Source organism: Agromyces sp. Y782, assembly GCF_059445405.1.
Genome location: NZ_JCAIUG010000001.1, coordinates 1,820,983 through 1,846,757, shown reverse-complemented (window position 1 = coordinate 1,846,757; position 25,775 = coordinate 1,820,983). Strand labels below are relative to the sequence as shown.

The window sequence follows — 25,775 nt, the reverse complement described above, 5'->3', positions numbered from 1 at the left end:
TAAATCCCATGGGCTTTGAGACACCGAGGTTACGAGACACCCGTTGCAGGTTGTCCAGCGTTGAGGAAGCGGTCGGTGGTGTTTCGCAGTTGAGCTTGCGCGGCGGTGTCGTATGAAACAGAAGGCGTGGGGGTGTCGGTGTCGCGGACGAAGTATCGGCCGGTCACGTTGTCGAGCGCGGGGTCGGTAGCCAGACGAAGGGTTGCTGCGGCGCCTTGTTCTGGAGTGAGCATCGACCGCCGGATGAGACCACCGAATGGGCGTAAGGCCTTGGGAACGAGGTCGTCGATGATCTCGGTTGCGACGATCCCGGGGTGCACCGCGTTCACTGTTACTCCGTCTGTAGTGAGGGTGCGTGCGAGGTGGTAGCCGGCCATCACTGTCAGTAGCTTCGCCCGCGCATATGCGTGGAAGGGGATGAATCCCGTTGCGGGGTTGAGATGGGTAAGGTCGTCGAGGTCCCTAGTGTTCAGAGTCGCTGGACGAGGCCTGCCGACCAGTTTTACTTGTCGGGTGTCTCGGAGGGTGTCGGAAGCGACGTTGACCACGCGCGCCCGCCCCCGGCGCAGCGCGTTGTGAAGAAGTGCGGTCAATCCGTAAGCAGCCAGATAGTCGACAGCGATGTGCATCTCGATTCCGTCTGGGGAGACGCGGTGGTCGCTGAAGTGGGCACCGGCGTTGTTGACCAGGACGTGTAATGCTTCGTGCCGAGCGAGGATCGCTTGGCTGGTGTGGATGATTCCGTCCCGCTGCGACAAGTTGCCAGCGAGTACCTCGAGACGACCAGGGCCTGCTTGCCCGGCAATCTGCGCATCGAGGGCGTCTGCTCGACGTGGGTCCCTGGCGATGGCGATCACGTGCGCGCCTTTTCGAGCTAGCTCCAGAGCGATGACCTGCCCCATGCCGCCGGTAGCACCGGTAACCACTGCGACCTTCCCCTCGAACGAGTACCGGCCGCTCATCGGTGGATCCTCGGGTATCCCCGGACGAACTGAGGTTCTTCGGCTTCTCGAACCAGGAACGCCGCGAGGTCGGCGCGGCCGATGGTGTGCCAAAGATGGATCGGAAGCTCCTCGCCCACCCGGTACTTGCCTGTCGCGGGGGTGTCCTTCAGCATCGGCGGACGAACGATCGTCCACTCCAGCTCGGACGACGTGATGAGCGATTCCATCGATTCCTTGTCTTTCATCTTCTCGCTCACCCCTGCCCATACCGCCATCGAATACAGCGACCGGTCGTGAGTTTCGAGCACCCCGTGAGCGCTCACTACGATCAGACGCGACACTCCCGCCTCGCTCATCGCCGGCCGCGTCGTGCTGATGGCGTCCGTGCACACCGTGGTCGGCCCGGTATCGGCTCCACCGAGGGTGCTGATCACCACGTCCACGCCAACGAGTCCCTGAGTCAGTGGGCCGCGATCGGACAGGTCAGCCCACACCACCTCCGTCAATCCGGCAGCTGGCTCGAACGAGTCTGCTCTCCGAACGAGCGCGACCACCTCGTGACCGCGCTCGAGTCCCGTGGCGACGACGTGCCGTCCGGTAGCGCCGGTAGCTCCGAGGACCGCTACCTTCAAACTCTGCGATACATTCTGTTTCATAACGGTGAGCATTGCGGAGCCTGGCCTATAAGTCAAGTTGTCTCGTAGACTTGAGCCATGAGCACTGAGGCGGACCCCAGATTCCTGCGGAGCAAGGAGGCGATCCTGAACGCAGCACGTGAACTGCTCATGGCGAAGGGGCCGACCGCGGTGACCCACGCTCAGGTCGCCGAGCAAACCGGAATGGGACGCGCGACCGTCTACCGACATTGGCCGCGCAGCGTCGAGATGCTCGCGGAGGCCATGGCGACCGTTCCCATGCCCTTCTTCGACACTCCTGCGACCCCCACTCGGGAGTGGCTTCGCCTCGAGCTCATCGCGATCGCCCGCCAGCTAGAACAGGACGACGTACGCGTCGTCACCACCACGCTCGCCAGCACCGCTCTTTGGGACGACGGCATGGATGCCCGGCGTAGCCGATTCGCACACACGCTCGCCGAACGCCTCGCCGCCGCTCTCACGGACGCACAAACCCGCGGCGAGATCATCCTCGCCTCGGACCCGCTGTCCGCAGCCGCTCAGGCCATAGGCCCGATCTACTACCGCAGCACCATCGAGCACAGAGCCGTCCACGACGACATCATCGACGCCTCGATCACGAGCCTCGGCACGTGGCGGCAAGCAGGGGACGATCCTCGACCCGAGCGCAGTAACGGACACGCGGAACGTGCATAACCGACACCGCGTACGACGAAGCTCGACTGACCTGACAACCCGAGTATGCGGCGTAGCCGCCGCCGGAACATTCGTTCGATTACCGGTCGAACCGTCCTAGTATCGGACGAGCACGAGACAGACGCGCACGACCGAGGGGACGTTCCCACATGGCAGCCGACGCCGGAACGCAAGCCGGTTCGCAGACCCTGAGCCGCGGCATCCGCGTGCTCGAGATTCTCGCCGCCGCCGACCGGAACCTCACGATCGACGAGCTCGCGGGCGAACTCGGCGTGCACCGCTCGGTCGCCTACCGGCTGCTGCGCACCCTCGAGGATCACGGGCTCGTCACGCGCGACGCCGCCGGCCGACTCGCCCTCGGCACCGGACTCGCGGCACTCGCCTCGGGCGTGGCCCGCGACCTTCAGCACCTCGCACTGCCCGAGCTCAACGCCGTCGCCAACGAGCTCGGCATGACCTGCCTGCTCGCGGTGCTCGTCGACGCCGAGGAGGCGGTGACACTGGTGAGCGCCTCACCCCGCCAGTCCGTTGCAGTGGTGTCGTACCGGCCCGGCCACCGGCATCCGGTCACCCGCGGCGGCCCCGGCAAGGCGATTCTGCTCAGCCTTCCCGAGAGTGCCTGGCCGTCGGACGTGCCCGACCGGCTTCGAGAGGAGATCGCCGCCAGCCGCGTTCGCGGGTACGCGCTGAGTCATGACGAGGTCGTGCCGTCGCTCAGGTCGGTCGCCGTGCCGCTTGCGTTGCCGGGCCAGCCGCCGGCATCGATCGCGGTGATCCACGTCTCGTTCTCGCAACCTGAGGCCGAGATCGCTCGCCGCCTGCAGCTCGCCGCAGAGGCCATCGCCCGAGCGTACGGCGCCTGACCGGCGCGTCAGCGCGCGAGCAGGATGCCTCGGAAGAACTCGGCCAGCTCGTCGAGGGCGGTCAGCGGCAGCACGTTCGCCACGTACTGGTCGGGCCGCACCACCACGACGGCTCCGGCACGGTCGATTCCGCGCAGCTCGAAGATGTCGTGCTGCGAGTCGGCGGCGTAGACCTTCTCGTAGTCGGTCAGCTCGAACGGGCCGTTGCGCGGAAGGAAGTTCTGCGGCACCCGCCCGAGATCGACGGCCGTATGAGGCTGCTGGTAGACGACCTTCACATCGAAGACGCTGTCGATGTCGGCGCCGTCGGGCGTGAACGCGCGAAGCGGTGAGTCGGATGCCTCGTGCAGCCAGTTCGCCCAGTCGGCGAGTACCGTGCCGCGCAGGGCGGGCGCCGCGGCATCCGCGAACGCATAGATGCGCCAGCGCCCGTCGGCGCGGTGATGATGCCCGAGCTGCACGGGGTTGCCGTCGCAGACGCGTTCGGCCGGCGCCGACTTGAAGCGCTTGCCGATCGGGAACCCGGTTGCGAGGCCCTGGTGGCCGGCCTCGCCGACGATCATCGAGGCCTCGTACTGCGTCATGAATCCCGCAGGGAACTCGAAGGTGCGCACGTAGAACTCCTCGAGCTCTGCCGGGTCGCCGAGGTCCTCGGGCTTGGTCGCCATCAGCTTCGACCACTCGCGATCGAACTCGATCAGGTTCTTCGCGACGACGTGGCGTTCGGCATGGTAGGTCTCGAGCAGCGCCGGGTGAGCACGGCCGTCGAGCACCTGGCCGAGCTTCCAGCCGATGTTCCAGCCGTCTTGAATCGAGACGTTCATGCCCTGGCCCGCCTTCGCACTGTGCGTGTGGCAGGCATCGCCGGTGATGAAGACGCGCGGGGTGCGACTGCCCTGCTCCTCGACGGGAACGTCGTCGAAGCGGTCGGTCACGCGGTGGCCGACTTCGTAGACCGAATGCCACGGCACGTTCCGCACGTCGAGCGTGTACGGGTGCAGGATCTCGTTCGCCTTCGCGATGATCTCGTCGAGCGTGGTCTGGCGCACCGCGCCGCGGTCGTCTTCGGAGACCTCCCCGAGGTCGACGTACATGCGGAACAGCTGCCCGCCCTCGCGCGGGATGAGCAGGATGTTGCCCGCCTCGGACTGGATAGAGCACTTCGTGCGGATGTCGGGGAAATCGGTCACGGCGAGCGTGTCCATCACGCCCCAGGCGTGGAAGGACTGCGCGCCGATGTGCTTGGCGCCGATCGATTCGCGCACCTGGCTGCGTGCACCGTCGGCGCCGACGACGTACTTGGCGCGCAGGGTGCGGCGCTCGCCCGTGCGTGTGCCCTCCAGCGGGGCGGCGTGCGACGCGTCGCCGGCACCGCTTCCGACACCCGTGACCCGCTCGAGGGTGACCGTCACCGGGTGGTCGGGGAGGGTTCCGTGCGCGCTCGGCTGTGCGATGTCGAGTCCGACGAACTCCCAGCCGTAGTCCGGCGTGATGCGCCCAGGGGAGTTGTGCGCGTACTCGGCGAAGTAGTCGAGCACGCGCGCCTGGTTGACGATGAGGTGCGGGAACTCGCTGATGCCGGTCGGATCGTCGGGGGTGACCGCGGCGCGGTGGATGTTCCGGGGGTGCTCGGGGTCGGGCTTCCAGAACGCCATCTCGGTGATGCGGTACGCCTCGGCGATGATGCGTTCGGCGAAGCCGAACGCCTGGAAGGTCTCGACGCTGCGCGCCTGGATGCCGTCGGCCTGGCCGATCGCGAGACGGCCGGGACGACGTTCGACGATGCGCGTCACGACGTCGGGGAACTGGGCGAGCTGCGCCGCGGCGACGATACCGGCCGGGCCCGAGCCGACGATGAGCACATCGACCTCGTCGGGAAGCTCCTCGGGGCGATCGATGCCGACGCCGGCGGCGGGCTGCACCCGTGGGTCACCGGACACGTAGCCGTAGTGGTGGAACTGCACGGCTTCTCCTCACTGCGCTGTGGGTGTTCGATAATAGAACTTCTCATTCTGATATCGCGCACTCATCATAAGCCGATGTGCGGGCTCGGCGAACGTCGTCGTGCCGACCCGGGCTCGAGGGGTCAGCCCTTCTTCGGGCCGCCTTCGATGATCGGTGGCGGCCCATCAGGGTCGATGGCGCCGCCTTCGTTCACCCAGTCCGCGATCTCGGCGGCGTCTTCCTTCGTCACCGGCCGAGGGCGACGGAAGAGCGACTTCATCTTCTCCGTGAACTTCGACATGTCTCGGACTCTAGTCGCGCACCGATGCGACCGGGCGCGTCCCCCTCGGCGGCAGCGCGGCCGCGAGTTCGCGGCGGGAACCGACGCCGAGTTTCGTGAACACCTTGCTCAGATGCCACTCGACGGTGCGCGGGCTGATGTAGAGCACCGATCCGATCTCGGGATTGGTCTGGCCCGCCCCGGCCAGACGTGCAATCTGGGCCTCCTGCGCGGTGAGCTCGGGCCCCGCGGCATCCGCATGCCTTCGTACCGTCTCGCCGGTGGCGACGAGCTCTCGGGCCGCGCGCCCGGCGAACCCGTCGGCCCCCATCGTCGTGAACGCCTCGTGTGCGAGGCGCAATTGGGTGCGCCCGTCGGCGCGCTGGTTCGACCGCCGCAACCATTCGCCGTAGAGCAGCCGCGTGCGAGCGAGCTGCACCGCGAGTCCCGTGCGAGAGAACCGCTCGATCGCCTCGCGATAGTGGGCGTCGATCGCTCCTGATTCCCCTGTGCCGACGAGCGCGTCCGCGAGCGCCTGTGCACCTCGGGCCCAGTCGGTCGTCGCGACTCCGGTGCGCTCGGCGAGCCGATCTCGCGCTGCACGTGCCTCTTCGAGCTCGCCCGCATGGACCGCGGCCTCGACGAGTTCGGTGAGCGACCAGTTCAACACTCCGAGGTCGGGATACTCGACGGCCTCGCGGGCCGCCTCGAACGCCGCGGCGTAGTGCCCCAACCCGTTGCAGAGCACCGCCCGCGCGTACAGGGCGCCGCCGACGAGACGGCCCTCGCCGCGCACCTCGGCAGCGGCCATGACGGCGTCGATGAGCTCGAGCGCCTCCGTTTCGCGCCCGCGGTACGCGGCGAGCGCAAGCGATCCCGACGGGCGCGGCGCGAGGCCACGTGCACGTTCGATCACGGCGGCCTCGGCGAGGGCGTCCTCCGCCTCGGCGAACCTCCCCGCGAACGAGAGGGTTCCCGCGGAGAAGGCCAGCGCGGTCGGCAACAGTGAGAGCGCACCGCTTGCCCGCGCGAACGACAACGCCCGATCCGACAGCTCGAACCACGCGGCGTCATCCCACACCTCATGCGCAGCCGGAGCGGCGAGCCAGAGCAGTGCAGGTTCCTGCCTGGCGGTGAGCGCGTCGATCGCGCGACGCAGCTTCGGCGCGGCATCCGCCGGCCCGTCGAGCGCCCACGTCACGAGTCCTTCGAGCAGCAGGTCCGTCGGCCGGTCGCCGGGAACGACCGCGCGTGCGGCTTCGGCAGCACGCTGAAGGGCGTCGCCGCCGAGACGTCCGGCGTGGGCCGCGGCACCCACCGCGGTCAGGTACGTGCGACGAGCCGCCTCGGGGTCGAGTTCTTCGAGCCTCACGGCCGCGGCGAGCAGCAACGAGCAGGCCTCGCGCCCGGGGTCGATCTCGAACGCGGCCTGCGCACGCATCCGTGCGGCGTCGGCCCGCTGGCCCGCGTCGAGCGGCGACAGTTCAGCGGTGGCGAGCATCCCTGGAACGAGCGTGGGCGCACCGGCATCCAGTCGCGCCTGCGCTGCAGCGAGCAATCGAGCGCCCCGCAGCGCCGGCTCGGGGGTGAGCTCGGCGGCGCGTTCGAGGAACGCAGCAGCGGCCGACCGCCCGCCGCGCGCGAGCGCGCGCATCGCCGAGCGTTCGAGCTCTGCCGCGACATCCTCGTCGGGCACGGCCGTCGCGTGCGCGCGGTGCCAGGCGCGGCGATCTCCGTCGACGTCAGGGTCGATCACCTCGGCGAGAGCCCGGTGCACAGCTCGCACGTCGTCGGGCCGCGCCGAGCGCCACGCCGCCGAGCGCACGAGCGGATGCCGGAACCGAACGCGCGTGCCGAGCTCGATGAGCCCTGCGGCCACCGCCGGTTCCGCGGATGCCGGTGCGATCGCCAGACGGTCGAGGGCGGCCCAGAGCAGGGTCACATCGCCGACCGGCTCGACGGCGGCGGTCAACAGCACTTGCCTGGCCTCCGGCGGCAATTCGGCGATCCGCCGAGCGAATCCATGCTCGAGCCGGTTCGTGAGCGACACCGTACTCCCGCCGCCGAACCCGAAGACGAGTTCGGCGGCGCTGAGTTCGCGCGGCAGTTCGATGAGGGCGAGCGGGTTCCCGCGAGCCTCGGCGATGATGCGGTCGCGCACCTGCGGTTCGGTGGGGCTGCTCAGCACGGAATCGAGCAGCGCCCGAGCGTCGGCGTCGTGGAGTCCGCCGATGCGGAGCTCCGGCAGGTCCACGAGGAGTGGCTGATCGACGACGGGCCGCTCCTCGTCTGGAGTCCTCACCCCGAAGACGAGTGCGACAGAATCGGCGTCGAGCCGCCGCGCGACGAACCCGAGCACGACCTCGGTCATGCGATCCACCCATTGCAGATCGTCGACGATGCAGACCACCGGATGGTGCGAGGCCGCCTCCGACATCAGCCCGAGCACCGCGAGGCCGACGATCAGTGCTTGCGGCGGCGGGCCGGCGCTCAGGCCGAATGCGGTGGCGAGCGCATCGCGCTGCGGATCGGGCAGCGTGTCGATACCCCTCATCAACGGAGCGCAGAGCTGCTGCAGGCCCGAGTACGCGATCTCCGACTCGAGTTCGACTCCCGAAGCCCGGATCACCTGCATGCCGGACGCGCCGGCGACCATGTACTCGAGCAACGCGGTCTTGCCCACGCCGGCCTCGCCCCGGAGCACGAGCACCTGACTCCTGCCATCGCGCACGTCACGCAGAAGGCGGTCGAGCACGCCGCTTTCGCGCTGCCTCCCGCGGAGGTCCGAATCTCTGATCCTGGTCACGTGAGCCTCCAGTCCGGAGGTTACACGAGCCGCGAACCACCCCCGGGTGTCCCCGGTTCATGCACCCGGGGGCCCGACCCGTGCATCACCCGGGCGCGAAGCCCGGGACTCCCGGATGAACATGATCACACGGCGCCGAACAGGTGCCCGATCACCGATCACGGAGGAACGACATGAACACGAACACGAACACGAACACGAACACGGGCGACGAATCACGAAGCCAGGAACCACGGAGCCAGGACGGCCGGGCACTCGAACTGAAGTTGGAGATCGTCGTGATCCCCGTCTCCGATGTGGACCGAGCGAAGACTTTCTACGAGGGGCTGGGCTTCCGAATCGACGCCGACGCCTCGACCGAGCGGGGGCTGCGCGTCGTGCAAGTCACCCCGCCCGGATCATCCGCCTCGGTGATCTTCGGCACCGGCCTGACGGATGCGGCTCCCGGCTCCACCCGCGGACTCCACCTGATCGTGACGGATGTCGCGGAGGCGCGCGCCGCCCTCGCCGACCGCGGGCTCGACATCACGGAGGTGTGGCACGACCGCGACACCGTCTTCCACTGGGCCGGGACGGCGAATCGGGTCAGCGGGCCCCACCCGCTCTACGACAGCTACGCATCGTTCGCCTCGTTCGCCGACCCCGACGGCAACGAGTGGGTGCTCCAGCAGATCGTCGAACGCCTGCCTGGGCGCTGAAGACAGTGGAGGAGAGAGACATGGAGACCGGAATCGATCCCACGACGGAGCTGTTGCTCGACCTGCTCACGCGAGCCGCGACGGCACACGGCGTCCACGAGGAGCAGAATCTCGGCGGCGTGTACGACGAGCAATGGCCGCAGTGGTACGCGGAACACATGACTCGCACCCTCGCCGAGGCCGGGTACCGCATCACGTCGACCGGCGATGCGCCGATCGGCGCTTCGACAGAGAGGAACGAACGATGAGCCTCATCGACCGGATCCTCGGCCGCAAGGTGGAACTCGACCCTGAGACCGAGCCGGCCGAGTCGCCGGCGCCGGCGCCGGCGCCGGTTCCGGTTCCGGCTTCGGTTCCGGCTTCGCGCGAGGACCGCCAGGCCGTCGAGCGCTACGAGCGGATGCTCCGTACCGCACCGACCGCCGCGATCGAACGCGCACACGTCGAGGCGTTCGAGCGACTCACCCCGACGCAGCTCGACCTGCTGTTCGAGCGGTTCACCGCGGAGGCGGCAGCGGACGATCGACCGGCAGATGCCCGGCCGGCGAGCTTGGCGCGATCTGCGGCGCGAGTGGAGGCCCGCGAACCGGGCCGACTGGCACGGATCCTCGGTGCCGGTGCATCAGAGCACTGGATGCGCGCGTGGATGGACTCCATGATGATCGACGCCCTCACCGCCTCCGCCCTGACCGCGGCGTTGTGGAACCCCGGGGTCGGCATCGGGTACGTCGGTCCGTCGGCGTACCAGGACTTCGGTGAATGGGATGACTGGGAGTGATGAATCGGGCAGGAACGGAGAAGCGCGTGACGAGCCTCGCCGCCTAACCTGAGATCGATGCGGCGGTCCGCGCGGCGTCACCGACGAGATTCCCCGAAGGAGAAGACCACGATGGCCAAGACCGACGAGTCCGGAGGACTGAGCAAAGACGAACGCGACGCGGTCAAGCAGCGCGCGAAGGAACTCCGCGAGCAGGAGAAGGCCGGCAAGAACCGCGCGGCCGGCGAGAAGGCGGTCCGGGAGGCCATCGCCGAAATGGAACCTGAAGACAAGGTGCTCGCCGAAGGGCTCTACCGCGTCGTCTCCGAGGTCGCGCCAGACCTCGTACCCAAGACCTATTACGGCATGCCCGGTTTCGCGGACGCGGACGGCAAGATCGTCGTCTTCATCCAGGCGGCCAAGAAGTTCAAGACGCGCTACGCGACCATCGGGTTCCAAGACACTGCCAACCTCGACGACGGTGATATCTGGGGCGCCGCCTTCGCGGTCCGCAATTGGACTCCGGCCGTCGAGAAGAAGGTCACCGAACTCGTCCGGAAGGCCGTCAGCTGAAGGATGCCGCGAGCGCCGCGACATCCAGATGACCGCGTTTTGACTGCGCCATCCCGATACACTCGGCCATGGCAAGTCGCAGCCGTCTCGGGGACTATCTCCGCGCGCGACGAGCGCGCGTGCGCCCCCAGGATGTCGGGATTCCGGTCGGCGACGAGCGGCGAAGGGTCGCCGGCTTGCGCCGTGAAGAGGTGGCGATCCTGGCCGGCATCAGCGCCGAGTACTACGTGCGTCTCGAGCAGGGCCGGGAGGCGCACCCGTCCGTCCAGGTTCTCGATGCGCTCTCGCGCGCGCTCCTGCTCGACGACGTCGCGAGCACCTATCTGCATGAACTCGCGCAGCGCCCCCTGCAGGAGCCGACGCACAGCGCGGACGTGGTGGGTGAGTGGGTGCAATGGCTCATCGATTCATGGCCGCTCACCGCAGCCGTCGTGCACAATCGCTACATCGACGTTCTCGCGAGCAACTCCCTCGCACGCGCGATCAGCGCCAACTATCGGGTCGGCGCGAACAATCTGCTGTCCCTCCTCACCGATCCCGCGGATCGAGCGCTGCATGAGGATTGGGACGCGCTGACCGCGCGCTCGATCGGCGTGCTCCGCTCGATGTTCGGCCAACGCGGTGATGACGAGCGACTGCACGCATTCGTCGCCGAACTGTCGACGCGCAGCGATCTCTTCCGCGAGGTCTGGGAACGCAACGACGTGGTGCGCGCGACCAACGGCATCCATGTGCTGCGGCATCCGGAAGTCGGCCGGCTCATCGTGCACTACGCACGATTGCCGGTGTCCGGCACCGACGGGCACACGATCTTCCTGTACCAGGCCGAGCCGGGCACTGCGACGGCGCGAGCGATGGCTGCGCTCGCCGCTCGGGGGTAGTAGCGGGGACAGGCAGCCCCGCGACGATCGGACTAGCGTCGCGGCCATGGACCTCGATCTGACCGACAAGGTCGCCGTCGTGACCGGCGCGAGCAAGGGAATCGGCATTGCGATCACGCAGGCACTCGTCGCCGAAGGGGCACGAGTGATCGCGGGAGCCCGCACGATCACCGACGAGCTCGTCGCCCTCGCAGACAGCGGCCAAGTCATGGCCGTGCCGGTGGACCTCTCCACGGCCGCCGGACCGGCTGAACTCGTCGCCCGCTGCGAACACTTCGGGGGCCTCGACATCGTCGTCAACAATGTCGGAGCGGTCACGCCACGCACCGACGGCTTCCTCGCCGTCTCGGACGAAGACTGGCTGGGCACGCTCAACCTCACGCTCATGGCCGCGGTGCGAACCACCCGCGCCGCCATCCCGTACCTGCTCGACCGCGGCGCGGGCAACGTGGTCACGATCGCGTCGGTCAATGCGTTCCTACCCGATCCCGGGGTGATCGACTACTCGGCAACGAAGGCCGCCGTGTGGAACCTCTCCAAATCCCTCTCCAAGGAGTACGGCCCTCGCGGGCTGCGGTTCAACACCATCAGCCCCGGACCCGTCTCGACCCCGCTCTGGCTGGGAGAGAGCGGCGTCGCAGCGACCATCGCGAAGAGCCTCGGCGTCTCATCGAGCGAGGCGAGAGAGCGCATCATCGCGGAGGGCGGCGGGTTCTCGACCGGACGCTTCACCGAACCCGAAGAGGTGGCCGACCTCGTGCTCCTCCTCGCCAGCAATCGAGCGGGCAACGTCACCGGTGCCGACTTCCTCATCGACGGCGGGCTCAGCAAAGACCTCTAGCACCGACCAGACCAAGCCGGCTCCGACCAGACCGAGCCGGCTCCGACCAGACCAAGCACCCGAACCGCCGAACCCCCGAGAACAAGGAGTCTCATCATGTCGAAAACACCCGTCGTCTTCATCCACGGTCTCTGGATCCACTCCGCGGCCTGGGCGCCATGGTTGGAACTGTTCGCCGCAAACGGATACGAACCGAGCTCTCCGGGATGGCCGGGCGACGCAGACACCGTCGAAGCGACCCGCGCCAACGCCGACGACCTCGATGACGTCGGCATCGAGCAGATCTGCCACCACTACGCCGACTACATCGACACGCTCGAGTCGAAGCCGATCGTCATCGGGCACTCGTTCGGCGGACTCATCGCACAGGAACTGCTCGCGAACGATCTGGCGATCGCAGGAGTCGCCATCGACCCGGCTCCCATCAAGGGAGTGAAGACGCTGCCGTTCTCTCAGCTGCGCTCTGGATTCCCAGTGCTCGGCAATCCCGGGAACAAGCGACGCACGGTCTCGCTCACCGCGAAGCAGTTCCGCTACGGTTTCGGCAACGCGCTCACGGCCGATGAGTCCGACGCGCTCCACGAGGCATGGACGATTCCCGGCCCCGGTCGCCCGCTGTTCGAGGACGCGACGGCCAACTTCAGCCGCAACTCACCCGCCGCTATCGACACCCACACCGCCGTGCGCGGACCGTTGCTCCTGGTCTCGGGCACCGAGGATCACACCGTTCCGAAAGCGGTGACTCTCGAGGTGCTCGGCATGTACGCCGACAACGCGTCGTCCACGACCGAGTATCGCGAATTCGAGGGCCGCGGGCACTCGCTCACGATCGACCAGGGCTGGCGGGATGTCGCGGACGTCACGCTCGAATGGCTCGCCTCGAAGCAGCTCGACGCAGGCGCCGCCGGCGCGTCCGACGAGCCGGCGGCGGCCGCGAGTGCGGAGTCATCGGCTCGCCAAGGAGGGTGACAAGGGGGAGATGACGATCGTGAGCGCCGTCTTCGACGGCTACTACGACTGACACGAACGCCGCCCGCCCCCTGTGGGGGAGCGGGCGGCGTTCGTTGTGCGGTGCGCGGGTCGTGCATTCTGCAGGTCGCGCTCGGCCCTCAGCTCAGCTTGCGCCGGTAGATGGCGACCGCGAACGCGTAGGCGACGGCGAGGATGCCGACGAGCCACGCGAGGGCGATCCAGATCTCGCTGCCGACGGGCTCTTGGGCGAACAGTGCCCGGATGGTGTTCACGATGGAGGTCACGGGCTGGTTCTCGGCGAACCAGGCCACGGGGCCGGGCATCGTGTCGGTGGGCACGAACGCCGAGCTGATGAACGGCAGGAAGATCAGCGGGTAGCTGAACGCGCTCGCACCGTCGACGGTCTTCGCCGAGAGCCCGGCGATCACGGCGAGCCAGGTCAGGGCGAGGGTGAACAGAACCAGGATGCCGACGACCGCGAGCCAGGCGCCCACGGATGCCCCGGTGCGGAACCCCATGATGAACGCGACGCCGATGACGATCGCGACCGAGATGAGGTTCGAGATCAGGGACGTGAGGACGTGCCCCCAGAGCACGCTGGACCTCGAGATCGGCATGGACTGGAAGCGTTCGAAGATGCCGCCCTGCATGTCGAGGAACAGCCGGTACGCGGTATACGCGATGCCCGACGCGACCGTGATCAGCAGGATGCCGGGGAGCATGTAGTTGATGTAGGACTCGTCGGACCCGGTGTTGATCGCGCCGCCGAGCACGTACACGAAGAGGAGCATCAACGCGATCGGAGTGACCGCGGTGGTGATGATCGTGTCTGGGCTGCGGAGGATGTGCGTCAGCGAGCGGCCGGTGAGCACCCGGGTGTCGCTGAGGACGTGGCTGGTCATCGTTGTTCCTTTCCTGCCGCGACTGCACCGTCGGTGCGGCCGTCGTCGGCGCTGTCGATCTCGCCGGTTTCGCCGACGAGTGCGAGGAACACGTCCTCGAGGGAGGGCTGCTTCTCGACGTACTCGACCTGGGCGGCCGGGAGGAGTTGCTTGAGTTCGGCGAGGGTGCCGTTCTGGATGATCGTGCCCTTGTGCAGGATCGCGATGCGGTCGGCGAGCTGCTCGGCCTCGTCGAGGTACTGCGTGGTCAGCAGCACGGTCGTGCCGCTCTTGGCGAGTTGCTTGATCGTCTGCCACACCTCGATGCGCGCCTGCGGATCGAGACCGGTGGTGGGCTCATCGAGGAAGATGATCGGCGGGTTGCCGATCAGGCTCATCGAGATGTCGAGCCGGCGGCGCATGCCACCCGAGTAGGTACCCGCCTTGCGGCCGGCGGCTTCCGTGAGAGAGAAGCGGGCGAGCAGCTCGTCGGCGATGCCACCCGGGTTCTTCATGTGACGAAGCTTCGCGATCAGCACGAGGTTCTCCCGGCCGGTGAGTACTTCGTCGATCGCGGCGAACTGGCCGGTCAGGCTGATCGACTCGCGCACGTCGCCGGCGTTCGTCGCGACATCGAAGCCGTATACCGTCGCGGTACCCGCGTCGGCCTTCAAGAGCGTCGACAGGATGCGCACCAGTGTGGTCTTGCCTGCGCCGTTCGAGCCGAGCAGCGCGAAGATGCTGCCCGCCTTCACGTCGAAGTCGACGCCCCGCAGCACGTGCAGGTCTTTGAATGATTTCTCGATGCCCTGCACCCGGATCGCGGGTGCCTGGACCTGTTGGGTGGTCATTTCTGCTCCTCTCGTTCGATGCTCTCGATCGTCCCCGTGAGGCGATTGCGCTCCTTGTCGACCCAGCGCTTGCCGACATAGGCCTCGCTGAATGCCTCGGCGAAGCCGACCGGATCGTCGCCGACGATCGCGCTGACGGGCGTCTCATCGGCGGCGGCACGTTCCCACAGATCGGCGAAGTCGCCGAGCATCGTCATCATGACCGTGGCGTCGCCGTCGGTGATGCCGCCGTTGTACATGAGGTACCGTTCGAAGGCATTCGCGGCCGTGAGGTACGGCTCCGGCAGGGCCGCGATGCGGGCCTTGTACTGCCGGTACTGCTTCTTCTGCTCCAGTGATCCCGTGAGGGTCTCGATCCATTTGCTCGCCATGGTCACTTCACTCCTTCTTCGTCTGCTTCGTGCTGCTGCGATTCGATGCGGTGGCGGAGCTGTTCGATACGTTCTGCGAGGAAGCTCCAGGTTCCCCAGAATTCTTCGAGGTACTCGCCGCCCAGTGCGTTGAGCGTGTAGACCTTGCGCGGCGGTCCCTTCTCCGACGGGACCTTCTCGACGTCGACGAAGCCTCGCTGCTCGATCCTGATCAGCAGGGCGTAGACGGTGCCCTCGACGATGTCGGAGAAGCCCTGTTCTCGCAGCCGGGTGGTGATCTCGGCACCGTGTGCCGGTTGTACCGTCAGGATCGCGAGAACGATGCCCTCGAGCGTGCCCTTGAGCATCTCGGTCATCTGCTTGCCCATGGAACCCCCCTCTCTCTACTCGGTGTTGGTGAGTACTAGTACTCGGTGATGATGACTACTGGTACATAGTAACCATGAGTACCGGTAAATAGCAACACTAGGTAGCAAAAGAAGAGTCCGGTTCTTCCACCGGTTCCCAGCCTGAAGCCGCGGGGAGTCCGGATCAACGCTCGATCGGGATACGATCGTTGACCTGTGCGTTCACGTCGGAGGAAGAGCAATGGAGCTGCGGGACGTCGAGATCTTCCTCACCCTCGCCGACGAACTGCACTTCGGCCGCACCGCCGAGCGCCTGCACGTCTCGGTATCACGCGTGAGCCACGCGATCCGTTCGCAGGAGATCGCGATCGGTGCGCCGCTGTTCGCGCGCTCGAGCCGCCGCGTCGAGCTCACCCACGTGGGCGAGGTGCTCCGGGCGGGCTTGAAACCGGCCTACGACGGCATCCGACGCTCCATTGCGGATGCCACGACGGCCGCCCGGCAATCGGCCGAGACCTTGACGATCGGAGTCCAGGGAGCGCAGGCGCACGACCTCGAACCCGTGTTGGAGGCGTTCCGTGCGTCGCACCCGCTCGCCGATGTGCGGTATCGGGAGGTGTACTTCACCGACCCATTCGACTTGCTCCGCCGCGGTGAGGTCGATTTGGTGACCGCGTGGCTTCCGGTCGATGAGCCCGACCTCGCCGTGGCGTGCGTGCTGCGTGAAGAGCCGCTCAACCTGATGGTGTCGTCGCGGCATCCACTGGCCCGTCGCTCATCGATCGAGCTCGAAGCACTCGGCGACCTCGTCGTGCCCGATGTCGTGGGGCCTGCGGCATGGCTCTCGGCGGTCGTGCCGTTCACGACGCCGTCGGGCCGCGCCGTCAGGCGTGCGCACCAGGTGTCAACGTTCCAGGAAGTCCTGGCGCTCGTCGCGGCAGGTGAGGTGGTCTGCCCGGTTCCCGACGAGGGGCGCCGCTACTACCCGCGACCCGGTGTCGCCTACGTGCCGTTCAGCGACGCGGACCCCGTGCGTTGGGCCCTCATCCGGCAGCGCGAACGAGTCACGCAGATCATGCGGGAGTTCGTCGACGCAACGCTACGCAGTCAGCGACGGTTGACGAACCGGGCCGCGCCGATGATGACGGCCAGCGCCGCGCCGAGCGCGGACACCAACGGCACTGCGACCACGGCGAGGGCGATCGTATTGGGACGGAACTTCAGACCGTCGGGGCCGCCGATGTACGCCCCGATCGGCACCGAGTAGCCACCGCCACCGCCACCGCTTCCCTCGCCCCGTCCGGCCGGGGTCTTCTCGGATGCCGGCATGTCGCCGGAGCCCTCGCCCCCGCCGAAGCCGAAGGCCACGAGTGCGACCGGCACGAACTCCCGACCGTCGATCGTGGACTTCTCGCCGTATGCCACCTTCGCGCCCCACGCGGGCACCGATTCCGCCAGGTTCTCGATGAGCTTCGCCATGGCTCGACGGTACGCGCGATGTCGGCGCGCGGCTAGAGGAACGACGAAGCCGGTCGGCCGGCCTTCAATCGACGTCGGGCCAGTGGCCGGTCAGGTACGCCTCGACCGCGGCGCCTTCAGTCCCGCCCGGCTTCGATGATCTTCCGAGCCAGCAGGGCGGGGTTGGTGAGCATCACTTCATGGCTGCCCGGGAGCTGGACGAAGCGCGGGCCCATGAGCCGATCGGACATGCGAGGATGCCACCCCCACTCACCCGGAGGAAGGGCCGTGTCTTCCGTGCCGTTGATGAAGCTGCGACCCACCTGCGACAGCGTGGCGTAGAAGCGATCGAGCGGCAGCTTCTCGGCCAGAGGCCCGTAGGGCTCCGAGGACAACAGCGCGAACGTCGACTGGGCGAATTCGAGTGTCGCGTCCTGAATGAAGTTCTCGCGCCAGATCGAGAAGGGCAGACTGACCGTGTTGTCAGGTGAGGCCGCAGCGAGTTGCGCGAACAGCTCTCGATAGTGCGGCGGCGCCTCGTCCAGCAGAGAGCTGCCCGGCGCCGACACGAACGCATTCCAGAAGACCAGGCGGCGGATGCGGTCCGGAATCTCCTCATAGACGCGAGCGATGACCGTGCCGCCGTAGCTGTGGCCGAGGAGCACGATGTCCGAAAGACCGGCCGCGACGATCTGATCGACGACCGAGTTGACTGCGTCCGCGTGAGAGGCGGTCTTGTCTCCGTCCTTCCCATGGCCGGCGACCGTCGGTGTGAGAACCCGGTGCCCGGCCTTGCGCAGTTCATCGGCGACGGGTTTCCACATCGAGCCGTCGTGCCAGGAACCGTGAACGAGCACGTATCGCGACGCTGCTCCGGGCGTTGCGGCATCGGCCGACTCCGCAGACGCGGGAAGCTCGCCCTGGCCGGCCATGGCGGCGACCGGTGCCGCAACAGCGCCGGCGAGTAGAGCTCTGCGGCTGACGCCTGATCGAGGGACTGCGTGTGATTTCGGCAACGTGACTCCATCCGTGCGGGCTGGTGTTTGAGCTGAAGCGTCCCGCACCTCGATCGCGCCACACAAGTCGGCACTTAATGCGCTATCACCGAACCGCTGAATGCGCTATCACGGCACTGGACGACGTGCTACGCCGCCTTGCCTCGCCGTCCGTAGGGAGGCGGAATACGCGCAGTCGGACGTGCGTTGGGGCTGGCATGCGCTCCGAAACGCTGAGAGGACGTGTGACATGCCGTGGAGTACACGCGAAGTAGCCGAACTGGCGGGTACGACAGTGAACACTATCCGTCACTACCATCGAATCGGACTTCTTGAAGAGCCGGAGCGCCGGTACAACGGGTACAAGCAGTACGAGCATCAGCACCTCGTGAGTCTTCTTCGAATCCGGCGCCTCGCAGATCTCGGCGTTCCCTTGTCGCAGATCGATGACGTGGGCGTCTGCACGGAAGGCACGTCGAAGACGTTTCAGGATCTCGACTCCGAACTGCAAGAGATCATCGAACGTTTGGGGAATGCCCGAGCCGACATCGCAGGCATCCTGCGAGACAACGTCTCTGCGGGTGTCTCCGCCGGCTTCGAGTCCGTCGCATCCCGATCGTCGAAGACCGACAGTTCGCAAGCCCACACCCACACGCAGCTGTACGATCCGGCCGCGTTGGCCGACATGCGGAAGATCGCCGAAGCCGACGCTGACAACCTCGGTGCTGAACTCGATCGCTTACGTCACGACGCGGATGAAGAAACTCGGCGCCACCTGGTGAATTGGCTTGCGACGAAGCTCGCGCAGCATCTTGTCGACCATCGGCGGTTGGAACCCCCGGTCACACACCTGCCGAACAGCCACCACACGACCTCGCAGACCTCGGTCGAAGTTGCAGAAGAGCTGTACAACCCCGCGCAGCTGGACGTTCTCCATCGTGCATACAACGTCGCGCGCGACGTTGCGCGGGCGACGCACGACGCGAACGAGATCATCAACGCGGGTTGACCCTACTCGAAGACGGAGAGCATCACCCTGATCTCGGCCCGGGCGAGCTGAAGCCTCGTGATGCTCGCCGACAAGTCCGCATCGATCAAACGAAGCATCTCCTGCTCGCTGTGAAGATCATCTTCTCGGCGGATCGCCGCGGCAGGGACGCCACGGTCCCGCATCCGACGAACATGGAGCAACTGCAGCAGGTGACTTCTTCCGTACTGCTTGTACCCGTTGGGCGCCCTCTCGGGTTCGTCGAGAACGCCGAGCCGGTGATAGTGCCGCACCGTGTTGACAGTGGTCCCAGCAAGGTCCGCCAGTTCACGAGTACTCCACGGCATCCGACCGGCCTCCTGCTCCCCCTGCCTCGACGCTCGACCCGGCGTTGTTCGGTGTCCGTGCAGGTCCGGTGCGCCGGGTGCGCACCCACACCACCACGGTCGTGAGGACGATCACCACGGCGGGCAGCAGCGTCGTCCACGTCCCGACGCCCGCCGAGCGATCGTACGCGGCGATGACGTCGACGTGAAGCGCAGCGTCGAACAGGAAGCCCAAGGTGTTGAACCCCGCATGCAGCACCACCGCGATCTCGATGCCGCCGGTGCGCCAGGTGACCAACGCCGTCCCGACGGCGAAGAAGAGGTAGTGGACGTTCAGCAACAGGTCGGTCGAGAAGTGAACGAAAGCGAACAGTACGCTCGAAACGACGATGGCGACGACGATGCCGGCCCGTGCGCCACGCGCCCACCCGCCAGCGACGCGGAGGATCAGCCCACGGAATCCGTACTCTTCGCCGGCACCCTGGAGCGGTGTGAGCAGCAGTGTGGCAACGAGGAACCAGACCACATCCGTTTGGCTCAAGGTGGTCTCGGGTAGCGGCGCCCAGTACAGGACAGCCGTGACAACGGTCCACGCGGGAACGATGAAGAGCAGCGCCCGTCCGAAGATGTCGAACCGGAAGCGCGAGATCACCGAGTGCAACGATGCGCCCTTCACTCCGTAGAGCCAGCGCTGGATGAGCATGCTCCACGGGATGAGCATCGCGACGGCGGCTAGGCCTGCCGCGTGGAACAGGGGGGTATAGGCCACGCTACCGTCGGCGGGGATCGGCCCATTCAGCAGCGTCGCAGCGGCGGTGAAGAGGATGTTGAAGAAGAACATTCCGCCGATCAGGAGGACGATCGCGAGGATGCCGCGACCGATCCGGCGCTTCTCCCCGGCGAGCACGCGGTGGTACTCGACCTCGGGCGGAATGATGTTCGTGCGGTGGTTCACGGGTATTAGTTCCTTTCGAATCGCCCGATGCGATCGGCGGCAGGCGCAAGGTGATCTCGTTCGAAACGGAGCTTGCGGCCGATTGCCGACTTCGGGTGCAGATGCAGCTCACACCCTGTTCCAAGCACACAGTCAAGGGGCTCATCGCAACTGAGGGCTCACGACTTGACCGTGTGCTGAGAACACGGTTTCTACTGGGAACAGAATCCGAAACCGCTCGACGTACGACCCTACGCAGCAAAGGAATCGCGAAGTGGACCCTCTGCAGGAACTCATCAGCAACTTCCAGGATCTCGTGGCCCAGGTGCCCGAGATCATCCAGCCCTTCATCGTGATGCTTGCCGGGACCATCCCGTTCATCGAGGGCGAACTCGCGGCCACGATCGGCATCGCCGGCGGACTCAACCCCGTCGTCGCCGCCATCGCCGCCGCAGCCGGCAACTTCTTCTGCGTGGTCCTCGTGGTGCTCCTCACGTCGCGGGCTCGCACGGCCGTCGTGAACCGCAGCAGGGTGCGCGTCGAGGCGACTGTGGGCAGCACAAGGGTCCCGGAATCCCTGGTTGACGAGCGGGCCACTGCGTTCGAGGAGACGGCATCCGCCAAGCCTGAGTCGAAAGGCCGTCGGCGCTTCAAGATGTGGCTCGTCCGCTTCGGCGTCCCCGGCGCGAGCATCCTCGGCCCCCTCGCGATCCCGACGCAATTCACCTCCGCGATCCTCGTCGCCGGCGGAACCCCCCGAGGCTGGGTACTGCTCTGGCAGGCGGTGGCGATCGTCCTCTGGACGACCGTGACCACCGTGTCGATCTGGGCCGCTCTCACGTACGTCGTCGGGGCCTGAGCCAAATGGGGGGAATCGCCGACCTCCGGCCCCTCGGATCTGAGAGGAACAAATGGCACGCAACGCAACGGTGAAGCCCGGAGACGGCCATGCCCTGCCGCGCTTTCGCTGGTGGCAGATGTTCTCGCGCTCCCTCTTTCATCTGCACCTCGCTGGTGAGGGTGGCGCACCGGAGACCTGGTCCGTCGACGTCCGCCACGGGGGTGATTCGGACGGCGTGGTGCACGCGCAGCTCTACCGCGACGGTGTCAACGAAGCCATATCGAAGCTCCCTGCGGCGTTCGCGGTGCCAGGTGGCACCATCGAGGTCGTGGTCAGCGGCTTCGGGCTCAGGCGCTGCCACTATGTGACCCACGACGGGTCGGAGCGGCAGCTTGTGCCCGATCCCGCCTCGGCCGAGGGACGGCGTGCCCGCCTCGAGCGGAACAACCCGGCGCTGAGCCGTGCGGTCGGCATCGCATCGGTGAGCGTGCTCGTGGTCGCCCTCGTGCTCGGCGTACCGCAGATCATCGAGCAGATCACGCACGTCCCGCCCATCGCGGAGAGTGTCGGCACGTTCTCCAGCCCCTTCCGCCTCGCGGCGTGGGCGAACATCTCGCTCCTGGTGGCAACGCTCGCGGCGAGCACCGAGCGAGCACTCCGGCTGCGCTACAACTGGATCCTCGACGGCGGATTCTTCGACGGTGGTGACTAGAGCATCGACGGCGGGGAGTCGGCTCGATTGTGCCGCCCGGCGTGATCTCGAGTGATGCGACACTTGGGCGACCACGCGCGACAGCCGCACCGGCCAGGTGCGTACTGGAGGGGGAGCGGTCGCTCTCTAGTCCACCGTGCTGAGATGGACCATGGCGTCGTAGAGCTGCGTTTCCGTCATCGGCGGCTCGGGGATCGGATGTGCCCGCTCAGCCCGGTAGGCGTCGAGCATGAGGTAGAGGTGACGCCGCCACGCATTGGGCGCGGTGGTGCTGGTGGCGTCGATCATCCGGCCGTTGAACCAGATGAGGTTGACGATGTCGGCCAGCGTGATGTCGGGGCGCGCGTCGCCGGCTTCTTGGGCTCGGGTGAGCACGTCTTCGATTTGTCGGCACATCTGGTCGTGGATGCGCTCGGTGTCAGCGTTGCCGGGGAAGCGGCGGGAGAGGAAGTCGTTGAAACCTCGGTCCCCAGCCTGCACGCGAAACAGGTTCTCCAGGTAGTAGACGAACCCCTCCCACGGATCGTCGATCTCCAGGGCCTTCTCGGACCCGTTGGTGAACTCCTGAAGTCGAGGCTCAAGGGCGGCCAGGAGCAGGTCCATGCGGGTCGGGAAGTGGCGATACAAGGTCCCGATGGCGACGTCGGCGTCGCGAGCGATCCTTTCCAAGGAGGCATCCACGCCTCGGGCGGCGAACTCGCGCCGTGCCGCGACGAGCAGCCTGTCATGGCGCTCCTGGGCGTCGCGGCGCAAGGGTGCCCGCGCCCGCTCAACGTCGCTGATGCTCACGTAACCAATTTACCTCCGAATCCGAGGGTGCCCTCCGGTTCTGCCTCGGTGGCGCCGTACCAACGTCGAGGGCAGAAGGCCTTCAGCGAAATTCCTCCCCGTTGTCTGGAATACATGAGGTACCCCTCCGGTTCAACCCAGTAACCGGAGGGGTACCTCACGTTGGTGCTCCAATCGATCACTCAGCGAGAACCCACGGCCAACCGATACAGACACTACGGAGGAGCACAAATGACCAGCATCAGCATCATCGGCTCGGGGAACATGGCCAGAGCCATCGGCTCCCTGGCCCTCAAGGGAGGCAACACCGTCGAGGTCATCGGCCGGGATGCGGACAAGGCCGGGGCCCTGGCCCGCGCGCTCGGCAACGGCGCCACGGCCGGAACGTGGGGCGCCACGCCGACCGGGGACATCGTCATCCTCGCCGTGCTGTTCGCCGGCGCCGTGCCGGTCGTCAGCGAGTATGGGGAGGCGCTGGCCGACAAGATCGTCATCGACATCACGAACCCCTTCAACGCCGACGCCACCGGGCTGGCCGTCCCTCATGACACCTCCGTCGCGCAGATGGTCGCCGACGTCGCCCCCGCAAGCACCCACGTCGTGAAGGCGTTCAACACCCTCTTCAGCTCCGTCCTGGCCGCGGGCGACCCGGTGGATGTGTTCATGGCCGGCGATGACACGCAGGCCAAGGCGAGCGTCTCTGCGTTCATCACGAGCCTCGGACTTCGCCCTCGGGACGCCGGCGACCTGAGCATGGCGCACTGGCTGGAGAGCGCAAGCCTGCTGGAGATGGGCGTGGCCCGTACCGGACTGGGCTTCAACATCTCCCTCGGCATCAACCTCGGAAGAACGGAGTAATCATGGGAAAGCTCGATGGCAAGGTCGCGGTGATCACAGGCGCGACAAGTGGCATGGCGCTGGCCGGTGCCAAGTTGTTCGTTGATGAAGGAGCTCACGTCTTCATTTCGGGCCGGCGGAAGGATGCGGTGGACGAAGCCGTCGAGCTGATCGGACGGAACGTGACCGGCGTGCAGGCCGATTCGGCCGATCTCGATGATCTGGACCGTTTGTTCGAGACGGTCAAGCAGGAAAAGGGCACGATCGACGTGCTGTGGGCAAGTGCTGGGGTGGGAGAACAGGGCAGGCTCGGCGAAATCACCGAGGAGCAGTTCGATGCCGCCTTCTCGCTGAACGCGCGCGGCACGCTGTTCACGATCCAGAAGGCGCTGCCGCTGTTCAACGATGGAGGCTCGATCTTCATGACCGGGTCGAACGCTTCGCTCCGGGGCTTCCCCGATTGGGGCGTGTATGCAGCGAGCAAGGCTGTGCTGCCCGCGTACGCACGGGTGTGGGTGTCCGAGCTGAGGGACAGGAAGATCCGGGTGAACGTGCTGACCCCCGGCCAGGTCTCCTCGCCGATGATGGAGCAGGTCATGGACGCGGAGATGAAGGCGCAGTTCGAATCCGTGATCCCCCGGCGGGCGATGGGCCTCCCTGAAGAGATCGCGTCGGCCGCGTTGTTCCTCGCCTCGGACGACTCGAGCTACATCAACGGCCATGAGCTGGTCGTCGACGGCGGCACCACGGTCATCTGAGCGCGTCGCCGGTGGGCATCATCGCCCGCATGCGGGCGTGCAGCTTTCGAATGAGTTCCGAAGAACACCTGAGCAGATAAGGAAACCCAGTGACCCTCTTTCGCCTTGACGCGAGCATTTTTCCCGACCGATCCGTGAGCCGGGAGCTCGCCGACATCGTCGAAGCCGAATGGACCACCGCACACCCTGACGAGCAGGTGATCCGCCGCCACATCGGCACAAGCCCGCTCCCGTCCACCGCGTGGGCGGACGCCGTCGTGGGGCAGCAGCTCCCGCAGGACGCCCGCACCCCTGCGCAACAGGCCGCCGTCGAGCTCGCAACCACGCTGGCCGACGAACTGATCGCAGCTGACACCCTCCTCTTCGCGGTGCCGCTCTACAACTACGGCGTCTCACAGCACATCAAGACCTGGTTCGACGTCCTCTATACGGACCCTCGCATCAACGAGGGCGGTCCCGAGCTGCGCGACCGCCCCGCCCTCCTGGTCACCGTCTCCGGCGGCAACTACGGGCCGGGATCACCGAAGGAGGGATGGGACCACTCCACCTCCTGGCTGCAACGCATCCTCGTTGACATCTTCGGGCTCGACCTCACCACCGTCGACCGCCGATTCACCTTGGTCGGCGTCAACCCGGCTCTCGACCAGTTCCAGGACGTGGCTGACGCGATGCGCGTCGACGCAGTGCGCGCAGCCGAGGTCGAGGGACGCAAGCTTGCCGAACGGGGCGCCCGCAAGGCCGCCTAGGAGAGGAAGGCGAGCCCAGAGGAGCGGGGGGGTGCGCTTTCGTCGCTGGCGGCGGCACGCAGGACCTTGACCGAGAGGTTCCCCTTATGAGATGGCGGAGCCCAATGGTGGTCTTTTGTCGGCTCGGCGCTCGAGTGGCCCTGAGCGAACCTTGAGCGGAGACATAGGGCCACCGGGCGGGCTGGAGTCCCCCTCGAGAGACCAGTTGGGCTATCGAGGGGGTAGACCGTTTGATCTCCTCGCGCAAGATCCGGCATGCTGGGCTGGTGAGCTCACCCACGCACCAAGGCCCCAGGGAGCGCCTCCTCGAGGCTGCCGAGCGCCTTACCTCTCGCGAGGGGGCGAGTGTGGGTACCGCCGCGAAGCCAGACCAGCGCGGATCGCGGCGGATCTCGCCGCTCAGATTCTGCGACAGGATCCCTCCAACGCACCGTAGCGGCGCCACGTGCGGCCAGGCGGGCTGCCCCGCACCATGACCGACGGAGTCTCAGCATGGCGGTGATCGACGACGTTGAAGCGCTGGGCGCAGGGTTGGAACGCTCCTACCCTGTGCATGTGCGCGGGAGGTTGAAGTTCCGCGTCGGTCAGATCGTCTACGTGGCGTTCTCCCTCGACGAGAACGTGATGGGTTTCGCCTTCCCGAAGGAGGAGCGGGCGGCGCTGGTCGGGGGCGATCCACGCAAGTTTCAGATGCCATCGGCGTCGGACCTGCGCTTCAACTGGGTCCACGCAGATCTCGAGACACTGGACCCCACCGAGGCTCGCGAGCTCGTCGTCGACGCTTGGCGCATGGTTGTCCCCAACAAGCTCTCTCGCGCCTATGATCTCGCGCATCCCAACGGCCCGGGCTAAGGCACAACGAAGGTTGACCTGCCCGATCGGTATTCGATGCCGGGCTGATCCGCCGCCATGTCTGTCACCGCAGCATCCGGTAGCGCCAACCGGCCGAGGAGGCACGCGACAGGCGGCGTCCCCGGAAGATTCTCCAAAGAAATCCGGGAGGAGGTGTCGGATCTGCTCGGTGGCGTTCGTGGTACGAGTGAGGCCGCCC

Annotated in this window: 30 protein-coding genes; 17 read left to right on the top strand and 13 right to left on the bottom strand. The window is 66.8% G+C overall.

Annotation, left to right across the window (positions count from 1 at the left end):
* Nucleotides 1–29 precede the first annotated feature (29 nt).
* Together AC1C2S_RS08425 and AC1C2S_RS08420 are read right to left on the bottom strand one after the other, a co-directional pair.
* Complete coding sequence (locus tag AC1C2S_RS08425; protein WP_495352068.1) at nucleotides 30–962, bottom strand: SDR family NAD(P)-dependent oxidoreductase; 933 nt, start codon at nucleotides 960–962, stop codon at nucleotides 30–32.
* Nucleotides 959–1,600, bottom strand: coding sequence for an NAD(P)-dependent oxidoreductase (locus tag AC1C2S_RS08420; protein ID WP_495353221.1), 642 nt, complete (start codon nucleotides 1,598–1,600; stop codon nucleotides 959–961). The genes AC1C2S_RS08425 and AC1C2S_RS08420 overlap by 4 nt, the downstream gene beginning before the upstream one ends.
* A 57-nt stretch (nucleotides 1,601–1,657) precedes the next feature.
* Between AC1C2S_RS08420 and AC1C2S_RS08415 the strand changes: the two genes are divergently transcribed.
* Nucleotides 1,658–2,275 (top strand): TetR/AcrR family transcriptional regulator, encoded by a 618-nt coding sequence (locus AC1C2S_RS08415; protein ID WP_495352067.1) that lies wholly within the window; start codon nucleotides 1,658–1,660, stop codon nucleotides 2,273–2,275.
* A gap of 149 nt (nucleotides 2,276–2,424) precedes the next feature.
* Nucleotides 2,425–3,138: an IclR family transcriptional regulator gene (locus AC1C2S_RS08410; protein ID WP_495352066.1), complete on the top strand. Its 714-nt coding sequence runs from the start codon at nucleotides 2,425–2,427 to the stop codon at nucleotides 3,136–3,138.
* A gap of 8 nt (nucleotides 3,139–3,146) precedes the next feature.
* On the opposite strand, the gene AC1C2S_RS08405 is transcribed toward AC1C2S_RS08410, so the two are convergent.
* The 3 genes from AC1C2S_RS08405 to AC1C2S_RS08395 all read right to left on the bottom strand — a co-directional run bounded on the left by AC1C2S_RS08405 (nucleotide 3,147) and on the right by AC1C2S_RS08395 (nucleotide 8,168).
* On the bottom strand, nucleotides 3,147–5,102 hold the full coding sequence (locus AC1C2S_RS08405; protein WP_495352065.1) for an FAD-binding monooxygenase: 1,956 nt from the start codon (nucleotides 5,100–5,102) through the stop codon (nucleotides 3,147–3,149).
* A gap of 122 nt (nucleotides 5,103–5,224) precedes the next feature.
* Nucleotides 5,225–5,383, bottom strand: coding sequence for a hypothetical protein (locus AC1C2S_RS08400; RefSeq protein ID WP_495352064.1), 159 nt, complete (start codon nucleotides 5,381–5,383; stop codon nucleotides 5,225–5,227).
* Between the two features lie 10 nt (nucleotides 5,384–5,393).
* Nucleotides 5,394–8,168: a helix-turn-helix transcriptional regulator gene (locus AC1C2S_RS08395; RefSeq protein WP_495352063.1), complete on the bottom strand. Its 2,775-nt coding sequence runs from the start codon at nucleotides 8,166–8,168 to the stop codon at nucleotides 5,394–5,396.
* A gap of 173 nt (nucleotides 8,169–8,341) precedes the next feature.
* Between AC1C2S_RS08395 and AC1C2S_RS08390 the strand changes: the two genes are divergently transcribed.
* From AC1C2S_RS08390 to AC1C2S_RS08360, 7 genes are all read left to right on the top strand, one after another.
* Nucleotides 8,342–8,866 (top strand): VOC family protein, encoded by a 525-nt coding sequence (locus AC1C2S_RS08390; RefSeq protein ID WP_495352062.1) that lies wholly within the window; start codon nucleotides 8,342–8,344, stop codon nucleotides 8,864–8,866.
* A gap of 20 nt (nucleotides 8,867–8,886) precedes the next feature.
* Complete coding sequence (locus AC1C2S_RS08385) at nucleotides 8,887–9,114, top strand: hypothetical protein (protein WP_495352061.1); 228 nt, start codon at nucleotides 8,887–8,889, stop codon at nucleotides 9,112–9,114.
* Nucleotides 9,111–9,644 (top strand): hypothetical protein, encoded by a 534-nt coding sequence (locus tag AC1C2S_RS08380; RefSeq protein WP_495352060.1) that lies wholly within the window; start codon nucleotides 9,111–9,113, stop codon nucleotides 9,642–9,644. The genes AC1C2S_RS08385 and AC1C2S_RS08380 overlap by 4 nt, the downstream gene beginning before the upstream one ends.
* Before the next feature lie 111 nt (nucleotides 9,645–9,755).
* Nucleotides 9,756–10,196: an iron chaperone gene (locus AC1C2S_RS08375; protein ID WP_495352059.1), complete on the top strand. Its 441-nt coding sequence runs from the start codon at nucleotides 9,756–9,758 to the stop codon at nucleotides 10,194–10,196.
* A 68-nt stretch (nucleotides 10,197–10,264) separates the two neighbouring features.
* Nucleotides 10,265–11,077, top strand: coding sequence for a helix-turn-helix domain-containing protein (locus AC1C2S_RS08370; RefSeq protein WP_495352058.1), 813 nt, complete (start codon nucleotides 10,265–10,267; stop codon nucleotides 11,075–11,077).
* Between the two features lie 46 nt (nucleotides 11,078–11,123).
* The gene (locus AC1C2S_RS08365) at nucleotides 11,124–11,918 is read left to right on the top strand and encodes an oxidoreductase (protein WP_495352057.1); all 795 of its coding nucleotides are present in this window, start codon (nucleotides 11,124–11,126) and stop codon (nucleotides 11,916–11,918) included.
* A gap of 96 nt (nucleotides 11,919–12,014) precedes the next feature.
* Entirely contained in the window at nucleotides 12,015–12,887 is an 873-nt protein-coding gene (locus tag AC1C2S_RS08360) for an alpha/beta hydrolase (protein WP_495352056.1), read from the top strand.
* A 140-nt stretch (nucleotides 12,888–13,027) separates the two neighbouring features.
* Here the strand turns inward: AC1C2S_RS08360 and AC1C2S_RS08355 are convergent, their stop codons facing one another.
* Genes AC1C2S_RS08355 through AC1C2S_RS08340 form a run of 4 tightly spaced genes read right to left on the bottom strand, consistent with a single transcriptional unit; the run spans nucleotide 13,028 to nucleotide 15,361 of the window.
* Complete coding sequence (locus tag AC1C2S_RS08355; RefSeq protein ID WP_495352055.1) at nucleotides 13,028–13,792, bottom strand: ABC transporter permease; 765 nt, start codon at nucleotides 13,790–13,792, stop codon at nucleotides 13,028–13,030.
* Nucleotides 13,789–14,622 (bottom strand): ABC transporter ATP-binding protein, encoded by an 834-nt coding sequence (locus AC1C2S_RS08350; protein WP_495352054.1) that lies wholly within the window; start codon nucleotides 14,620–14,622, stop codon nucleotides 13,789–13,791. Before AC1C2S_RS08350 ends, AC1C2S_RS08355 begins: the two co-directional genes overlap by 4 nt.
* Nucleotides 14,619–14,993: a DUF1048 domain-containing protein gene (locus AC1C2S_RS08345; protein WP_495352053.1), complete on the bottom strand. Its 375-nt coding sequence runs from the start codon at nucleotides 14,991–14,993 to the stop codon at nucleotides 14,619–14,621. Before AC1C2S_RS08345 ends, AC1C2S_RS08350 begins: the two co-directional genes overlap by 4 nt.
* A gap of 2 nt (nucleotides 14,994–14,995) precedes the next feature.
* Nucleotides 14,996–15,361 carry a PadR family transcriptional regulator gene (locus tag AC1C2S_RS08340; RefSeq protein WP_495352052.1) on the bottom strand — a complete coding sequence of 122 codons (366 nt, stop codon included), beginning with the start codon at nucleotides 15,359–15,361 and terminating at the stop codon, nucleotides 14,996–14,998.
* A 220-nt stretch (nucleotides 15,362–15,581) separates the two neighbouring features.
* Here AC1C2S_RS08340 and AC1C2S_RS08335 point away from each other — a divergent pair, with 220 nt between their 5' ends.
* Nucleotides 15,582–16,607 (top strand): LysR family transcriptional regulator, encoded by a 1,026-nt coding sequence (locus AC1C2S_RS08335; protein WP_495352051.1) that lies wholly within the window; start codon nucleotides 15,582–15,584, stop codon nucleotides 16,605–16,607.
* Nucleotides 16,608–16,935: 328 nt separating this feature from the next.
* Here AC1C2S_RS08335 and AC1C2S_RS08330 read toward each other — a convergent pair whose 3' ends face one another.
* The gene (locus tag AC1C2S_RS08330; protein ID WP_495352050.1) at nucleotides 16,936–17,655 is read right to left on the bottom strand and encodes an alpha/beta fold hydrolase; all 720 of its coding nucleotides are present in this window, start codon (nucleotides 17,653–17,655) and stop codon (nucleotides 16,936–16,938) included.
* A gap of 388 nt (nucleotides 17,656–18,043) precedes the next feature.
* Here AC1C2S_RS08330 and AC1C2S_RS08325 point away from each other — a divergent pair, with 388 nt between their 5' ends.
* Nucleotides 18,044–18,802 (top strand): MerR family transcriptional regulator, encoded by a 759-nt coding sequence (locus AC1C2S_RS08325; protein WP_495352049.1) that lies wholly within the window; start codon nucleotides 18,044–18,046, stop codon nucleotides 18,800–18,802.
* Between the two features lie 2 nt (nucleotides 18,803–18,804).
* On the opposite strand, the gene AC1C2S_RS08320 is transcribed toward AC1C2S_RS08325, so the two are convergent.
* Nucleotides 18,805–19,128, bottom strand: coding sequence for a helix-turn-helix domain-containing protein (locus AC1C2S_RS08320; RefSeq protein WP_495352048.1), 324 nt, complete (start codon nucleotides 19,126–19,128; stop codon nucleotides 18,805–18,807).
* Entirely contained in the window at nucleotides 19,109–20,062 is a 954-nt protein-coding gene (locus AC1C2S_RS08315; protein WP_495352047.1) for a CPBP family intramembrane glutamic endopeptidase, read from the bottom strand. The genes AC1C2S_RS08320 and AC1C2S_RS08315 overlap by 20 nt, the downstream gene beginning before the upstream one ends.
* Before the next feature lie 253 nt (nucleotides 20,063–20,315).
* On the opposite strand from AC1C2S_RS08315, the gene AC1C2S_RS08310 reads away from it, so the two are divergent.
* Together AC1C2S_RS08310 and AC1C2S_RS08305 are read left to right on the top strand one after the other, a co-directional pair.
* A complete protein-coding gene (locus tag AC1C2S_RS08310) occupies nucleotides 20,316–20,900 on the top strand; it encodes a small multidrug efflux protein (protein ID WP_495352046.1) in 585 nt (194 codons plus the stop codon).
* 52 nt (nucleotides 20,901–20,952) lie between these two features.
* On the top strand, nucleotides 20,953–21,594 hold the full coding sequence (locus AC1C2S_RS08305; protein WP_495352045.1) for a hypothetical protein: 642 nt from the start codon (nucleotides 20,953–20,955) through the stop codon (nucleotides 21,592–21,594).
* A 126-nt stretch (nucleotides 21,595–21,720) separates the two neighbouring features.
* Here AC1C2S_RS08305 and AC1C2S_RS08300 read toward each other — a convergent pair whose 3' ends face one another.
* The gene (locus tag AC1C2S_RS08300; protein ID WP_495352044.1) at nucleotides 21,721–22,383 is read right to left on the bottom strand and encodes a TetR/AcrR family transcriptional regulator; all 663 of its coding nucleotides are present in this window, start codon (nucleotides 22,381–22,383) and stop codon (nucleotides 21,721–21,723) included.
* Nucleotides 22,384–22,614: 231 nt separating this feature from the next.
* On the opposite strand from AC1C2S_RS08300, the gene AC1C2S_RS08295 reads away from it, so the two are divergent.
* The 4 genes from AC1C2S_RS08295 (at nucleotide 22,615) to AC1C2S_RS08280 (ending at nucleotide 25,576) form a co-directional block, all read left to right on the top strand.
* On the top strand, nucleotides 22,615–23,241 hold the full coding sequence (locus AC1C2S_RS08295) for an NADPH-dependent F420 reductase (protein WP_495352043.1): 627 nt from the start codon (nucleotides 22,615–22,617) through the stop codon (nucleotides 23,239–23,241).
* 2 nt (nucleotides 23,242–23,243) lie between these two features.
* Nucleotides 23,244–23,978, top strand: coding sequence for an SDR family NAD(P)-dependent oxidoreductase (locus AC1C2S_RS08290; RefSeq protein WP_495352042.1), 735 nt, complete (start codon nucleotides 23,244–23,246; stop codon nucleotides 23,976–23,978).
* Nucleotides 23,979–24,067: 89 nt separating this feature from the next.
* Complete coding sequence (locus tag AC1C2S_RS08285) at nucleotides 24,068–24,724, top strand: FMN-dependent NADH-azoreductase (RefSeq protein WP_495352041.1); 657 nt, start codon at nucleotides 24,068–24,070, stop codon at nucleotides 24,722–24,724.
* 492 nt (nucleotides 24,725–25,216) lie between these two features.
* On the top strand, nucleotides 25,217–25,576 hold the full coding sequence (locus tag AC1C2S_RS08280; protein ID WP_495352040.1) for an MmcQ/YjbR family DNA-binding protein: 360 nt from the start codon (nucleotides 25,217–25,219) through the stop codon (nucleotides 25,574–25,576).
* Nucleotides 25,577–25,775: the final 199 nt, after the last annotated feature.

Coding starts and splice junctions, on each gene's coding strand:
- AC1C2S_RS08340 (WP_495352052.1), bottom strand. CDS start 15,361: ATGGGCAAGCAGATGACCGAGATGCTCAAGGGCACGCTCGAGGGCATC.
- AC1C2S_RS08305 (WP_495352045.1), top strand. CDS start 20,953: ATGGCACGCAACGCAACGGTGAAGCCCGGAGACGGCCATGCCCTGCCG.
- AC1C2S_RS08325 (WP_495352049.1), top strand. CDS start 18,044: ATGCCGTGGAGTACACGCGAAGTAGCCGAACTGGCGGGTACGACAGTG.
- AC1C2S_RS08320 (WP_495352048.1), bottom strand. CDS start 19,128: ATGCCGTGGAGTACTCGTGAACTGGCGGACCTTGCTGGGACCACTGTC.
- AC1C2S_RS08425 (WP_495352068.1), bottom strand. CDS start 962: ATGAGCGGCCGGTACTCGTTCGAGGGGAAGGTCGCAGTGGTTACCGGT.
- AC1C2S_RS08280 (WP_495352040.1), top strand. CDS start 25,217: ATGGCGGTGATCGACGACGTTGAAGCGCTGGGCGCAGGGTTGGAACGC.
- AC1C2S_RS08360 (WP_495352056.1), top strand. CDS start 12,015: ATGTCGAAAACACCCGTCGTCTTCATCCACGGTCTCTGGATCCACTCC.
- AC1C2S_RS08400 (WP_495352064.1), bottom strand. CDS start 5,383: ATGTCGAAGTTCACGGAGAAGATGAAGTCGCTCTTCCGTCGCCCTCGG.
- AC1C2S_RS08410 (WP_495352066.1), top strand. CDS start 2,425: ATGGCAGCCGACGCCGGAACGCAAGCCGGTTCGCAGACCCTGAGCCGC.
- AC1C2S_RS08390 (WP_495352062.1), top strand. CDS start 8,342: ATGAACACGAACACGAACACGAACACGAACACGGGCGACGAATCACGA.
- AC1C2S_RS08365 (WP_495352057.1), top strand. CDS start 11,124: ATGGACCTCGATCTGACCGACAAGGTCGCCGTCGTGACCGGCGCGAGC.
- AC1C2S_RS08370 (WP_495352058.1), top strand. CDS start 10,265: ATGGCAAGTCGCAGCCGTCTCGGGGACTATCTCCGCGCGCGACGAGCG.
- AC1C2S_RS08295 (WP_495352043.1), top strand. CDS start 22,615: ATGACCAGCATCAGCATCATCGGCTCGGGGAACATGGCCAGAGCCATC.
- AC1C2S_RS08380 (WP_495352060.1), top strand. CDS start 9,111: ATGAGCCTCATCGACCGGATCCTCGGCCGCAAGGTGGAACTCGACCCT.
- AC1C2S_RS08375 (WP_495352059.1), top strand. CDS start 9,756: ATGGCCAAGACCGACGAGTCCGGAGGACTGAGCAAAGACGAACGCGAC.
- AC1C2S_RS08420 (WP_495353221.1), bottom strand. CDS start 1,600: ATGAAACAGAATGTATCGCAGAGTTTGAAGGTAGCGGTCCTCGGAGCT.
- AC1C2S_RS08290 (WP_495352042.1), top strand. CDS start 23,244: ATGGGAAAGCTCGATGGCAAGGTCGCGGTGATCACAGGCGCGACAAGT.
- AC1C2S_RS08385 (WP_495352061.1), top strand. CDS start 8,887: ATGGAGACCGGAATCGATCCCACGACGGAGCTGTTGCTCGACCTGCTC.
- AC1C2S_RS08350 (WP_495352054.1), bottom strand. CDS start 14,622: ATGACCACCCAACAGGTCCAGGCACCCGCGATCCGGGTGCAGGGCATC.
- AC1C2S_RS08335 (WP_495352051.1), top strand. CDS start 15,582: ATGGAGCTGCGGGACGTCGAGATCTTCCTCACCCTCGCCGACGAACTG.
- AC1C2S_RS08415 (WP_495352067.1), top strand. CDS start 1,658: ATGAGCACTGAGGCGGACCCCAGATTCCTGCGGAGCAAGGAGGCGATC.
- AC1C2S_RS08355 (WP_495352055.1), bottom strand. CDS start 13,792: ATGACCAGCCACGTCCTCAGCGACACCCGGGTGCTCACCGGCCGCTCG.
- AC1C2S_RS08345 (WP_495352053.1), bottom strand. CDS start 14,993: ATGGCGAGCAAATGGATCGAGACCCTCACGGGATCACTGGAGCAGAAG.